The organism is Nocardiopsis sp. NPDC058631 (assembly GCF_042716955.1).
Classification (GTDB): domain Bacteria; phylum Actinomycetota; class Actinomycetes; order Streptosporangiales; family Streptosporangiaceae; genus Nocardiopsis.
In genome coordinates this window covers 19,209-31,858 of record NZ_JBHXQY010000050.1, presented here as the reverse complement: position 1 = coordinate 31,858, position 12,650 = coordinate 19,209, and the positions used below count along the sequence as shown (strand labels likewise).

The following is a 12,650-nucleotide window of genomic DNA, read 5'->3' as shown; positions in this document are numbered from 1 at the left end:
TCTCACATCCGGAAGACGCCGAAGCGGTCGGTGCCGCGTACGGGCGCGTTGTGGGCGTGGGACAGGCACAGTCCCAGGACGGTGCGCGTGTCGCGGGGGTCGATGACCCCGTCGTCGTACACCCGGCCCGACAGGAACAGGGGCAGCGACTCGGCCTCGATCTGGTTCTCGACCATCTCCCGGACCGCGGCGTCCTGCTCCTCGTCGTAGGGGCGCCCCCGTGCGGCGGCGGACTGGCGGGCGACGATGGACAGGACCTCGGCGAGCTGCCTGGGCCCCATGACGGCGGAACGGGCGCTGGGCCAGGCGAACAGGAACCGGGGGTCGAAGGCCCGGCCGCACATCCCGTAGTGGCCCGCCCCGTAGGACGCGCCGATGAGCACCGAGAAGTGGGGGACGGTGCTGTTGGAGACGGCGTTGATCATCATGGAGCCGTGCTTGATGATGCCGCCCTGCTCGTACTCCCGGCCGACCATGTAGCCGGTGGTGTTGTGCAGGAAGACGAGCGGGGTGTCGGCGCGGTTGGCCAGCTGGATGAACTGGGTGGCCTTCTGCGCCTCCGCGCTGAAGAGCACACCGTCGGCGTTGGCGAGGACGCCGACGGGGTAGCCGTGCAGGGCGGCCCAGCCGGTGACGAGGCCGCTGCCGTAGGCGGGCTTGAACTCGTCGAACTCCGAGCCGTCCACGAGGCGGGCGATGACCTCGCGCGGGTCGACCGGAACCTTGAGGTCGGGCGGCATGACCCCGAGCAGGTCCTCGGCGGGATGGAGGGGTTCGGGCGCGGACGCACGCGGGGCGGGCCCCTGCTTGCGGTGGTTGAGCCGGGCGACGATCCGCCGCCCCAGGCGCAGGGCGTCGTGTTCGTCCTCGGCGAGGTGGTCGGCGAGCCCGGAGACCTCGGCGTGCATGCGGGCGCCGCCCAGGGACTCGTCGTCGCTGTCCTCCCCGGTGGCGGCCTTGACGAGCGGGGGGCCGCCGAGGAACACCTTGGAGCGGTCGCGGACCATGACCACGTGGTCGCTCATGCCGGGGACGTAGGCTCCCCCCGCGGTGGAGTTGCCGAACACCAGGGCGAGGGTGGGCACCCCCGCGGCGGAGAGGCGGGTGAGGTCGCGGAAGGTCCGCCCGCCCGGAACGAAGATCTCCTTCTGCGTGGGCAGGTCGGCACCGCCGGACTCGACCAGGCTGATCATGGGCATGCGGTTGCGCTCGGCGATCTCGGCGGCCCGCGCGGACTTGCGCAGCGTCCAGGGGTTGCTGGACCCGCCGCGCACGGTGGGGTCGTTGGCGACGACGACGCACTCCACGCCGGAGACCACGCCGACCCCGGTGACGACGGCGGCGCCGACGTGGAAGTCGCTTCCCCAGGCGGCCAGCGGTGACAGCTCCAGGAAGGGGCTGCCCTCGTCCAGGAGGAGTTCGATGCGTTCGCGGGGCAGCAGCTTGCCCCGGGCCCGGTGGCGTTCGACGTACTTGTCACCGCCTCCGGCCAGGGCCTTGGCGTGTTCGGCGTCGATCTCGGCGATCTTGCCGAGCATGGCCTCGCGGGCCTGGGCGAACGCGGGTGAGGAGGTGTCGAGCCGGGTGTCGAGGACGCTCACGATCGCCCCGCCCCCGTCGTGGAGCGGTGCGGGCCGCGGGCCCCGGGGCCGGCGGGGGTCAGGGTGTTCACGGGCTCGCCACCTCCGGCAGGAGCTTCTCGGGTAGCAGGGTCCTGCGTGCGCGCAACCACTCCCCCAGGCCCTTGGCCTGCGGGTCCCCGCCTTCGCGGCGGGCGCTGCCGGGGGCGAGCATGCCCTCGATCCAGAAGTTGGCGGCGCGCAGGTTGGGCAGCAGGTGGCGGGTGACCGCGAGGTCGGCGGTCTCGGGCAGCAGCTCGCGCAGCAGGTCGACGGTGAGGGTGTGGGCGAGCCAGCGCCAGGCGTCGTCGCCGGTCGCCCACACGCCCAGGTTGGCGTCGGCGCCCTTGTCGCCGCTGCGCGCGCCCAGGACCAGTCCGAGCGGGGCCTCGCGGAGCGGCCCCTGCGGGAGGGGCGGGGGCAGCGGGGGCTCGGGGACCTCGGCGGGCTGCCGGGTCCGGGTGGCGGGAGCGACGGGGACGCGTTCCCCGTCGGGGAGGATCGCGGTGTGCTCCACCTCGTGGGCGGGCACGAACGCGTGCGTGGCGGCGACCCCGTCCGGGCGGGCGTCGCGCGGCGGTGCGGTGAGGTGGAACCCGGCGTAGCCGGCCAGGGCCAGTTCGACGGCGGCGGCCCCGAAGGACCGGCCGACCGTGGAGGCGTCGTGGTCGCGGGCGGTCACCCGCAGCCTCGCGGTCGCGGCGTCCTGGGTGGGGCCGTGCGGGTCCTCGGCGGGTACGAACTCGAAGCGCAGGTCCTGGGGTCGGCGGCGGGCGAGCGCGGCGCGCATCTGCCGTTCGGCGAGCGCCGCCTTGTCCCGCGCGTCCAGGCCGGTGACCAGGAACTCGACGTCGTTGCGGAAACCGGTGAGGTTGGTCAGACCCACCTTGAGGTCGGCGGGCGGGTGTTCGCCGCGCGTGCCGCTGATCCGGACCCGGTCGGGGCCCTCCCGGGTGAGCCGGACGGTGTCCAGGCGGGTGGTGACGTCGGGGCCGGGGTAGCGGGCGCCCGCGATCTCGTAGACGAGCTGGGCGGTGACGGTCCCGGTCGTGACGGCTCCCCCGGTGCCGGGGTGCTTGGTGATGACCGCGCTGCCGTCGGCGCCGATCTCGGCGATCGGGAACCCGGGGTGCTCCAGGTCGTGCCCGTCGCGCAGGAGCGCGGCGGCGTGGGCGTAGTTGCCGCCGGTGGCCTGGGCCCCGCACTCGATGACGTGTCCGGCGACCGTGGCCCCGGCCAGCGCGTCGAGGTCGTCGGGGGTCCATCCGAAGCGGGAGATGGCGGGTCCGACGGCCAGGGAGGCGTCGGTGACCCGGCCGGTGACGACGATGTCGGCTCCGGCGTCGAGGCAGGCGGCGATGCCGAAGGCCCCGAGGTAGGCGTTGGCGGTCAGGGGGCCTCCGAGGTCGAGCTCCTCCGCGCGGTGGAGGAGGTCGTCCCCGGTGACGCAGGCGATGCGGGGGGCGAGGCCGAGCCCGTCGGCGAGCTCGGTGAGCCTGTCGGCGAGCCCTCGCGGGTTGAGTCCTCCCGCGTTGGTGACCACCCTGACGCGGCGCTCCATGGCCAGCGCCAGGCAGTCGCGCATCTGGCCGAGGAAGGTTCTGGCGTAGCCGCGCCGGGGGTCGGTGAGCTGGTCGCGGCCGAGGATGGCCATGGTCAGTTCGGCCAGGTAGTCGCCGGTGAGGACGTCCACGGGGCCGTCCGTGAGCATCTCGTGGACGGCGGCGAAGCGGTCCCCGTAGAAGCCGGAGGCGTTCGCGACCCGCAGCGGGGGCATAGCGGTCATGGACACGAGAGTGACAGCGGACACAGCAAAAAACAAGCACTAGTGATTGTTTTCCTTGCGGAAGCGCCCCTGACCACGATATGGCCGGAAGCGGCCACCGGGCGTGGGTTACAGCTCTGCGGAGCGGGCACGCTCGCGGGGTAGTTTGGCGCGGTGAGTACCTCCCCTGCAGACACGAACCCCACCGACGACTCCAGCGGCACCGACGGCGAGGCCCCCGCGGCCGAGGCTGCCGTGTCCGAGGCCCTCGCGGCCGAGGCCTCCCCGACCGGGGCCCCCGAAGGGACCGGGGCGGGCAGCGCCTTCCTCGAAGGGACCCCCGTGGGCCCGCCACCCGCGTCGGGCGGGCTCTTCGCCGCCGAGACCTTCAGCGTCATCGGCCTGCTGCTGTTCGCCCTGACCACCCTGCACACCCGGCTGTTCGAGCTCTTCAGCTGGTTCTTCCTCAGCGGCACGGCGCCCTCCCACAGCCCCGAGCAGGCGGGCATGCTCGCCGCCGAGGTCGTCGTCGCGGGCGGACTGAGCGCCCTGTCCGTGCTCGCCGCGGCCGTGGCCCTGTTCCGGGGCGGCACCGCCACCCGCGCGTGGAGCCGCTGGAGCGCCGCCGCCACCGTCGTCGTGGGCAGCCTGCTGCTGCTCGTCTCGGTCCTGACCTTCGTCAGCCTGCCGTCCGGGGCCTGAGCCGCCCTCCACCGCACCGGCGCCGGGCGCGGGTCCCGCAGCCCCGGGAACCGGCCTCCCGAGGCACCGCCCCGGCACCGCGGCTCTTCGGCAATCCCTCCTGATCAGGCGATTCTTAGGCCCCTCTTACGGCGACCAGCATGTACGTTGGCCGCGTGAGTACCGCACCAGGAGACAACGACAGCCCCGACCGCACCCCGCCCGCCGCGAACGAGGGCCCGAAACCGACGTTCGAGCCCGGGGTCGCGCCGGAAGTTCCCGACTCCGGGACGGACCACCCGTCCGACTCCGGCGCACCGGCCGGCGGGGCAACCGACACCACGGGGGTCGGGTCCGAGGCCGCCGCGACGCCGGCAGGACAGCACGACCCGGCGGTGCGGCACGACCAGGCGGCCTCCGGCGTGTTCTCCACGGAGACCTTCGGCATCGTCGGACTCGTGCTCCTCGCCGTGACCGTGTTCTCCGGGCAACTCCTGGAGATCCTCACCAGCCTGCTCCTCGTCGGCGGCCAGCCCATCGGCGCGGACCAGGTCACACAGATCAGCACGCAGATCATGCTCGGCGGGGCCGCGGCCCTGCTCACCGTGGTGGTGTCCGCGCTCGCGCTGGCCCTCAGCGGCGCGCGGACCCGGCCGTGGGGGCGCTGGGTGTCCGCGGCGGCGCTCATCACCGGACTCCTGTTCGTGATCCTCGCCGCCGTGTCCTACCTGCTCATCCCGGACGCGGCCCCGGTGATGCCGCCGATGATGGAGTGACCACCGAACCGTACGCAGAACACTCCGGAGCGGGCCTCGGAGGGGCGGTCGCCCGACGGCCGCACCTTCCCCGGGGCCCGCTCCGCGCTCGCTTCCCCCGAAACGCCGGACCGTGCGGAGGCGGCTCCCGTCGGCCGCCCCCGGCCGTGTTCCCCGCCGGGGGTCACGGGACTCAGTCGAGGCGGTCGATGACCAGCGGGCCCGGCTCGAAGACCGCGTCGGGGTCGATGTCGAACGCGCCCTCCAGAGCCTGCGCCGCCCGCTCGAACCGCTCCTCCTCGTCCGCGTGCAGGGTGAACAGCGGCTCCCCCGCCTGCACCTCCTCGCCGGGCTTGGCGTGCAGCGTCACCCCAGCCCCGAACGACACCGCGTCCTCCTTGCGGGCACGCCCCGCGCCCAGGCGCCACGCGGCCAGGCCCACCTGGTAGGCGTCCAGGCGGGTGACGGTCCCCGCCGCCGGGGCGAGCACCACGCGGCGCTGGGCGGCCACCGGCAGCGGCGCGTCGGGGTCGCCCCCCTGGGCCCGGATCAGCCGCTTCCACGACTCCAGCGCGCTCCCGTCCCGCAGGGCCCGGGCGGGGTCCTTGACGCCGTTCTCACCGGGGGTGAGCCCCGCGGCGGCCAGCATCTCCCTGGCCAGGGCCACGGTCAGCTCCACCACGTCGGCGGGGCCGCCCCCGGAGAGCACCTCCACCGACTCGGCGACCTCCAGCGCGTTGCCGACCTGTCGCCCCAGCGGCGTCGCCATGTCGGTGAGCAGCGCGACCGTGCGGACCCCGTGGTCGTTGCCGATGTCCACCATGGTGCGGGCCAGCTCGCGGGCCGAGCCGGCGTCCTTCATGAACGCGCCCGAGCCGACCTTGACGTCGAGGACCAGCGCTCCGGTGCCCTCCGCGAGCTTCTTGCTCATGATGGACGCGGCGATGAGCGGGATCGACTCGACGGTCCCGGTGACGTCGCGCAGCGCGTACAGCTTGCGGTCGGCGGGGGCAAGACCGGTCCCGGCGGCGCAGATCACCCCGCCCGTGGCGTCCAGGACCCCGCGCATCTCCTCCGTGGACAGCGACGCGCGCCACCCGGGGATCGACTCCAGCTTGTCCAGGGTGCCGCCGGTGTGCCCGAGCCCGCGCCCGGAGAGCTGCGGCACGGCCGCCCCGCACGCGGCCACGGTCGGGGTGAGCGGCAGGGTGATCTTGTCACCGACCCCGCCGGTGGAGTGCTTGTCGGTGGTGGGCCGGTCCAGGTCGGAGAAGTCCAGCCGGTCTCCGGAGGCGAGCATCGCCTCGGTCCAGCGGCTCACCTCGGCCCGGTTCATCCCGCGTAGGAAGACCGCCATGGCCAGCGCCGACATCTGCTCCTCGGCCACCCCGCCCCGCGTGTAGGCGTCGATCACCCAGTCGATCTGCGCGGGGGTGAGCTCTCCCCCGTCGCGCTTGGCCCGGATGACCTCGATGACGTCCATGTCCTGTCCTTTCACGTGGCGGGAACCCTGGCGGAAAACAGGTCTCCCCGGCCGCCGCCGTGCGGGCGGGCGCCGGGGAGACGGTGCGCACTGACTATGTGAGGTTGTCCGGGCCGAAGGCCTGCGGCAGGATCCGTTCCATGGACAGGATCCCCTCCGGGGTGTCCACGAGCAGGTGCGGCCCGCCGTGCTCGAACAGGAGCTGTCGGCAGCGGCCGCACGGCATGAGGACCCCGCCCCGCCCGTCCACGCAGGCGAACGCCGTCAGGCGTCCTCCCCCGGAGGCGTGCAAAGCGCTGACGAGTCCGCACTCGGCGCACAGGCCGACCCCGTACGAGGCGTTCTCGACGTTGCAGCCGCTGACCACCCGGCCGTCGTCGACCAGCGCGGCCGCCCCCACCGGGTAGCGGGAGTAGGGCGCGTAGGCGTGGGACATGGCCTCGCGCGCGGCGGCCCGCAGGGCCTCCCAGTCCACCGCGTCCGAGTCGACCGGCCCGCTCGTCGTGGTGTCGGTCATGACCGGCTCGCCCTCCACTGCTTACCGATTCCGGCGGGCGGCCGGAGCCGCTGGGAGGCCAGCGAGAGCACCAGCAGCGTCGCGATGTGCGGGCTGTAGGTGGCCAGCTCGCGCGGCAGGGAGTCGGTCGAGAAGTACCAGACCAGCAGCAGGACGCCGGTGAGCACGGCGGCGACCGCCAGGCCCTTGCGGTCCTTGCGCACCTGCCAGAGGGCCACCGCGAGCAGGGCCACCGCCAGGAGCAGCAGCAGGGCGTGGATCGCCTCGCCTCCGCCGCGGATCTGGAGGGCGTCGGTGTAGCCGAACAGGCCCGCGCCCATGGCGAGGCCGCCCGGACGCCAGTTGCCGAAGATCATGGCGGCCAGTCCGATGTAGCCCCGGCCGCCGGTCTGGCCCTCCTGGTAGATCTGCGACGCGACGATGGACAGGAACACCCCGCCCATGCCCGCGAGGCCGCCGGAGATGATCACCGCGACGTACTTGAGGCTGTACACCGGCACGCCGAGGGACTCGGCGGCGTCGGGGTTCTCGCCCACCGAACGCAGACGGAGGCCGAAGGAGGTCCGCCACAGCACCAGGTAGGTCACCGGGATCATCATGATCGCGATGAAGGTCAGCGCCGACATGCGCGTGGTCATGCCGACCAGTAGCGAGGCCAGGTCGGCGACCACGAAGATCCCGCTGTTCGCGACGGGTGCCAGGACGTCGGCGAGGAACGGGAGGTTCCACACCGGGAACGGCGGCGTGGTCGGCGACTGGGCGGCTCCCGCACCGGGCACGTCGGAGTAGACCAGGATCGACAGGTAGCGCATGGCGCCGAGCATGAGGATGTTGATGGCCACGCCGGAGACGATGTGGTCGACCGCGAAGGTGACCGTCGCCACGGCGTGCAGCAGGCCTCCGGCCATTCCGGCGAGGACGCCCGCCAGCAGGCCCATCCACGGGTTGTCGGTGGACCAGGCGAAGTAGGCGCCGAACCAGGTGCCCAGGATCATCATGCCTTCGAGGCCGATGTTGATGATGCCCGCCCGCTCGGCCCACAGGCCGCCCAGGGCGGCCAGGCCGATGGGCACCGCGAAGGTGATGGTCGTGCGGATGGTGCCCGCGTCGGTGAGCATGTCCTGGCCGGTGATGACGCGCAGTCCCGCCAGGGACACCAGCACGGCGCCGAACAGGGTGAGGAAGCGCCAGCGCGACCACCCTCCCGGCCTCGGCGGTGCCTTGACCGGTTCCATCACGTTGAGTTCCTGGCTCACTGGGCCTCCCCGCCGCGCTTGCCGTCGGTGTCGGGGGCGCCGGCGCCCCCGCCGTCGGCGGACCCGTCCTCGGGCGCCGTGCCGGACGGCACGGCCTGCGCGGGTTCAGTGGTGGACTCGGCGGTGGTGCCGAGCTGGTTGCCGATCTGCTGCTGCTGATAGCGGCGGCCCCAGCGGTGCACGACCTCGTAGACCACGACGACGGTGAGCACGATGGTGGCCTGGGAGATGATCGCGATCTCCTGGGGGATGCCGTCGAAGGGCAGGATGCCCGCGGCCTGGTTCAGGAAGGCCCAGAAGAGGGCGGCGAAGACGATGCCGACCGGGTGGTTGCGGCCCAGCAGCGCGATGGCGATGCCGATGAAGCCGATGCCGGTCGGGAAGTCCAGGGCGTAGTAGTGCGAGCTGCCCAGCAGCTGGGGCAGGCCGACCAGCCCGGCGACCATGCCCGAGAAGAGCATGGACAGGAACACCATCTTCTTGACGTTGACGCCGCTGGCCTCGGCGGCGGACTGCGACTGGCCGGTGGCCCGCAGTTCGAACCCGAAGCGGGTGCGGTTGAGCATCACCCAGTAGGCGACACCGACCGCGACCGCGAGGAGGACGAACCCGAAGATCTCCTGCTCGGAGCCGAGGAAGCCCGCCGGGATGCCGGGCACCCACGACGACTCGGGCATCGGCGGGGTACCGATGTTGTTGGTGCTGATCTCCACCGCGAGGCGGTTGGTGCTGAGCAGGTAGGCGGTGATGCCGGTGGCGATGGCGTTGAGCATGATCGTGGAGATCACCTCGGAGACGCCGCGGGCCACCTTGAGGTACCCGGCGATGCCGGCCCAGGCGCCGCCCACGGCCACGGCCGTGGCGATGACGACGATCTGGCTGAGCACCGGCGGCAGGATGACGTAGCCGCCGACGGCGGCGGCGAGCAGCGCCGCGAGCCGGTACTGGCCGTCCACGCCGATGTTGAACAGCTTCATCTTGAAGCCGATCGCGACGGCGACGGCGGCCAGGTAGTAGGTGGTGCCGTCGTTGATGATCTTGACCAGGCTGTTGGGCCTGGTTCCGTACTCGACCATCCGCGCGAACGTGGGCAGCGGCGAGATGCCGCTGAGCTGGAGGACGGCCGCCGTGACGCCGATCGCGATGATCCCGGCGGCCAGGACCGCGGCGAAGGACAGTGCGAGCATCGCGGACAGCCGGTGGAACAGGGTGAACGCCAGGACGGAGCCCACCAGCGCGCCCAGCGCGGCGGCGACCGGCTCGATCAGGGACAGGTCCAGGAACCAGGCGGTCAGCAGTCCGGCGACCACCGCCAGTACCAGGGCGGTCGGCACGACCAGGGTGGTGTGGAGGGTGGTGCCCTCCTCCTTCGTACCGTCGGCTCCGGTCCGGCGCTCGTCCGGAACCAGGGGCCCGGACCAGGCCGCGAACGCGAAGGCCACCAGGACACCGATGACCAGCGCGGCCCACCACAGCAGCGCGAGGTCGAGGGCGATGGTGACCCCGACGCCGAGGACGGCGGCGACGGCCGCCGCGGCCGGGGCGGGCAGGGTCGTGCGGGGGCGGGGAATCCTACTCATGAGCCGCCCTCGTTCCCGTTGCGGTCGGCACCGTCAGCACCGCTGTCACCTTCTGTGCTCCCGTCGTCCCCGGCCAGCCCGGCTCCTGTCATGGCGGAGCCCAGCTGTTCGGGTGTGACGGTGGTCGGGTCGGCCTGCGCGACCAGGCGGCCGCGCAGGATCACGTGCAGGGTGTCGGACATGCCGATCAGCTCGTCCAGGTCGGCCGAGACCAGCAGTACCGCCAGACCGGCCGCGCGGGCGTCGCGCAGCTGCTCCCAGATGGCGGCCTGGGCGCCGACGTCCACACCGCGTGTGGGGTGGGCGGCGACCAGGAAGCGCGGGGACCCGCTCATCTCCCGGCCGATGATGAACTTCTGCTGGTTGCCCCCGGACAGGGCGTCGGCGATCACGTCGATGTTGGGCGTGCGCACGTCGTACTCGGCGACGATGCGCTCGGAGTCGGCGCGCGCCCCGGCCCTGTCGATCCAGGGGCCGCGCACGCTGGGCGCCTTGGTCTGGTGGCCGAGGATGCGGTTCTCCCACAGGGGCGACTCCAGCAGCACCCCGTGCCGGTGGCGGTCCTCGGGGATGTAGCCGACCCCCGCCTCGCGGATGCGCAGCGTGGGCCAGGCGGTGATGTCCTCCGCGCCCAGGGAGATGGTGCCCGAGGACAGCGGGCGCATGCCCATGATGGCCTCGATGAGCTCCGACTGGCCGTTGCCCTCGACGCCGGCGATGCCGACGATCTCGCCCTCGCGGATGTCCACGGTGACGCCGTCCACGACGGCGCGGCCGTCGGCGGAGTCCACGGTGACCTCGCGCAGGGACAGGACGACGTTGTCGGTGACGGTCGACTCGCGCAGCTCGGGAACGGGCAGTTCACCGCCCACCATCAGCGTGGCCAGTTCCCGGGCGGTGGTGGTGCCCGGGTCGGCGGTGGCCACGGTGGTGCCGCGCCGGATCACGGTGATCTCGTCGGCGACGGAGAGGACCTCGTCCAGCTTGTGCGAGATGAAGATGACGGTGAGGCCCTCGCGCTTGAGCTCGCGCAGGTTGTCGAACAGCTCGTCGACCTCCTGCGGGACCAGGACCGCGGTGGGCTCGTCGAGGATGATCGTCTCGGCGCCCCGGTAGAGCACCTTGAGGATCTCCACGCGCTGGCGCTCACCGACGCCCAGGTCCTCCATGAGCCGGTCGGGGTCGACCCCGAGCCCGTACTGGGAGGACAGCTCGCGGATGTGGGCGCGGGCCCGGTTGCCGATGCCGAAGCGGCGTTCGGCTCCGAGGACCACGTTCTCCAGCACGGTCAGGTTGTCGGCGAGCATGAAGTGCTGGTGCACCATGCCGATGCCGTGCCTGATGGCGTCGGAGGGCGAGTTGAGTCGCACCTCCCTGCCCCTGACGTAGATCTGTCCCTCGTCCGGCCTGTGCATGCCGTACAGGGTTTTCATCAGCGTGGACTTGCCAGCACCGTTCTCGCCGACGATGGCGTGCACGGTGCCCTGAGCCACGGTGATGTCGATGTCGTGGTTGGCCACGACTCCGGGAAAACGCTTGGTGATCCCGCGCAGCTCAACGGCGGGGGGCGCCAGGGCCCCGTTGCCCGATGGCGTGCTGCTCATCTGTCTCCTCGTGAACTTGCGGCGTGGCGCGGATCGCGGGGCCCGAACACGGCTCCCGGGGCACCACCGTCGCGGAACGGCAACCGGGGCGGCACCGGACGCGGGGGGCTCCCCCTGTCCGGTACCGCCCTTGGATGCGGCCGCCGCGGGTCCCACCCGTGGCGGCTCCGCGCCGGGCGCGGTCCACGGACGCCCATCCTGCCAGGCGAGGGGCGGTGTCCGCGGAACGCACCCGTGGGCGCGGTCTACGGCTCGGTCGGGACCTCGATCTCGCCGTCGATGATCTGCTGCTTGATCGCGTCCAGCTCCTCCTGGACCGGGCTGATCGCCTCCTCGTTGGAGGTGGTGTAGTCGACGCCGCCGTCGGCCAGCTCGAAGCGCTGGATGCCGCCCTCGGGGGTGCCGTCGACCGCGACCTGGATCAGCTCGAACACGGCCACGTCCACCTGCTTGATGGCGGAGGTGAGCACGTGCGGCTTCTGGTCGTCCTCGGCGTTCTCGTACTGGTCGCTGTCGACGCCGATGAAGGTGAAGTCGTTCTCCACGGCGGATTCCAGGACACCGTTGCCGGAGGCGCCGGCGGCGTGGTAGATCACGTCGGAGCCGCGGTCGTACTGGGCCTGGGCGAGCTCGCGTCCCTTGGCCGGGTCGCTGAAGCCGCTGAAGTCCGGCGGCTGGCTGAGGTAGTCGACCTCGACGGTGATGTCCTCGGTGACGTGCTCGGCGCCCGCGACGTAACCGGCCTCGAACTTGTGGATCAGCGGGGTCTCGACGCCGCCGATGAAGCCGACGTGGTCCTCCTCGGAGCTCAGCGCCGCGGCGGCACCGGCCAGGAAGGAGGCCTGCTCCTCGGCGAAGACGAGGCTGGTGACGTTGTCGACGTCCTCGATCTCGGAGTCCACGATGGCGAAGTGGACGTCCGGGTACTCGGGTGCCACCGCGCGGACGGCGCCGTCGTAGGCGAACCCGACGGCGATGACGAGGTCGTAGCCCTCGTCCGCCATGGTGGCCAGGCGCTCCTCCTTGGCGGATTCGGCCTCACCGTCGGTCGGCTCGAAGTCCTGGGTCTCGACGCCGAGCTCCTCGGCGGCCTGCTCCAGGCCGCGGTAGGCGGAGTCGTTGAACGAGCGGTCGCCACGGCCGCCGACGTCGTAGGCCAGACCGATGCGTACGTCGGCGGAGGCCCCCTCGTCGCCGTCGCCGGAACCGTCGGCCTCTTCCGCCGCGCTGTCGCACGCGGTGAGGGCCAGCACACCCGCCGCCGCCACCGCGGCGAACCTGATTGCGTTGCTGCGCTTCACTGGTAACTCTCCCCTTCGCCCTCTCAGCGGCCCACATTCCGTACGACCGAACTGAGTTCTGCGGTCGGACAATATCCGGTAGCCGAAAG

10 protein-coding genes are annotated in these 12,650 nt (G+C 72.4%); 2 read left to right on the top strand and 8 right to left on the bottom strand.

All coding sequences use genetic code 11. The features are described from left to right. Nucleotides 1-2: 2 nt before the first annotated feature. Nucleotides 3-1,601 (bottom strand): acyl-CoA carboxylase subunit beta, encoded by a 1,599-nt coding sequence (locus ACFWTE_RS17590; protein WP_378780536.1) that lies wholly within the window; start codon nt 1,599-1,601, stop codon nt 3-5. 67 nt (nt 1,602-1,668) lie between these two features. Then, nucleotides 1,669-3,429: an acyclic terpene utilization AtuA family protein gene (locus ACFWTE_RS17585; protein ID WP_378780535.1), complete on the bottom strand. Its 1,761-nt coding sequence runs from the start codon at nt 3,427-3,429 to the stop codon at nt 1,669-1,671. 129 nt (nt 3,430-3,558) lie between these two features. Here ACFWTE_RS17585 and ACFWTE_RS17580 point away from each other — a divergent pair, with 129 nt between their 5' ends. Both ACFWTE_RS17580 and ACFWTE_RS17575 read left to right on the top strand, forming a co-directional pair. Next, nucleotides 3,559-4,086 carry a hypothetical protein gene (locus ACFWTE_RS17580; protein WP_378780534.1) on the top strand — a complete coding sequence of 176 codons (528 nt, stop codon included), beginning with the start codon at nt 3,559-3,561 and terminating at the stop codon, nt 4,084-4,086. A 155-nt stretch (nt 4,087-4,241) separates the two neighbouring features. After that, nucleotides 4,242-4,841 carry a phage holin family protein gene (locus ACFWTE_RS17575; RefSeq protein ID WP_378780533.1) on the top strand — a complete coding sequence of 200 codons (600 nt, stop codon included), beginning with the start codon at nt 4,242-4,244 and terminating at the stop codon, nt 4,839-4,841. A gap of 172 nt (nt 4,842-5,013) precedes the next feature. On the opposite strand, the gene ACFWTE_RS17570 is transcribed toward ACFWTE_RS17575, so the two are convergent. From ACFWTE_RS17570 to ACFWTE_RS17545, 6 genes are all read right to left on the bottom strand, one after another. Then, entirely contained in the window at nt 5,014-6,303 is a 1,290-nt protein-coding gene (locus ACFWTE_RS17570; RefSeq protein WP_378780532.1) for a thymidine phosphorylase, read from the bottom strand. 94 nt (nt 6,304-6,397) lie between these two features. Beyond that, the gene (locus ACFWTE_RS17565; protein WP_378780531.1) at nt 6,398-6,838 is read right to left on the bottom strand and encodes a cytidine deaminase; all 441 of its coding nucleotides are present in this window, start codon (nt 6,836-6,838) and stop codon (nt 6,398-6,400) included. Beyond that, the gene (locus ACFWTE_RS17560; protein WP_378780530.1) at nt 6,817-8,076 is read right to left on the bottom strand and encodes an ABC transporter permease; all 1,260 of its coding nucleotides are present in this window, start codon (nt 8,074-8,076) and stop codon (nt 6,817-6,819) included. Before ACFWTE_RS17560 ends, ACFWTE_RS17565 begins: the two co-directional genes overlap by 22 nt. Beyond that, the gene (locus ACFWTE_RS17555; protein ID WP_378780529.1) at nt 8,073-9,656 is read right to left on the bottom strand and encodes an ABC transporter permease; all 1,584 of its coding nucleotides are present in this window, start codon (nt 9,654-9,656) and stop codon (nt 8,073-8,075) included. The genes ACFWTE_RS17560 and ACFWTE_RS17555 overlap by 4 nt, the downstream gene beginning before the upstream one ends. After that, entirely contained in the window at nt 9,653-11,260 is a 1,608-nt protein-coding gene (locus tag ACFWTE_RS17550; RefSeq protein ID WP_378780528.1) for an ABC transporter ATP-binding protein, read from the bottom strand. The genes ACFWTE_RS17555 and ACFWTE_RS17550 overlap by 4 nt, the downstream gene beginning before the upstream one ends. A gap of 245 nt (nt 11,261-11,505) precedes the next feature. Continuing rightward, nucleotides 11,506-12,561: a BMP family protein gene (locus ACFWTE_RS17545; protein ID WP_378780527.1), complete on the bottom strand. Its 1,056-nt coding sequence runs from the start codon at nt 12,559-12,561 to the stop codon at nt 11,506-11,508. Nucleotides 12,562-12,650 lie beyond the last annotated feature (89 nt).